The following is a 365-nucleotide window of genomic DNA, read 5'->3' as shown; positions in this document are numbered from 1 at the left end:
GAATTTGCTTTACGGTCTTTCTTCTCAACTTCATTCCATAATTGTTGCCTATCTTTTGCCCATTCTGGCGCATTTTTTGGTGTTAAAATAAATGCTTCTGGCATGACATCACGTTTATAAAAGTAACTCTTTCCCTCTTTATCAGAAAATAGTTTTTCCCCACTTCGATAACTAGCACTGGCAACTGCACTACGCATTTTTCCAGCGCTAATATTTTGGAAACTCATGTGAAAAATTGCCATTGTTGTTATCTCCTTTCTTTGTGGGTTTGGTTTTAATTTTTGTTGTCGCCATAGGCGACTTCTGATACAGGTTTTCAGGGTTTTAGTACAACGTCATGTATATGACGTGTAAGTGCGCATTGA

1 protein-coding gene is annotated in these 365 nt (G+C 37.5%); it reads right to left on the bottom strand.

Features of this window, described 5'->3' with window-relative positions; all coding sequences use genetic code 11:
* A partial coding sequence (locus FC65_RS11190; RefSeq protein ID WP_162257074.1) for a MobA/MobL family protein occupies positions 1 to 242 on the bottom strand: 242 nt, incomplete at its 3' end.
* Positions 243 to 365: the final 123 nt, after the last annotated feature.

The sequence above is a fragment of the Ligilactobacillus acidipiscis DSM 15836 genome, from assembly GCF_001435755.1.
GTDB lineage: Bacteria > Bacillota > Bacilli > Lactobacillales > Lactobacillaceae > Ligilactobacillus > Ligilactobacillus acidipiscis.
This window is presented reverse-complemented; position numbering and strand designations above follow the sequence as displayed.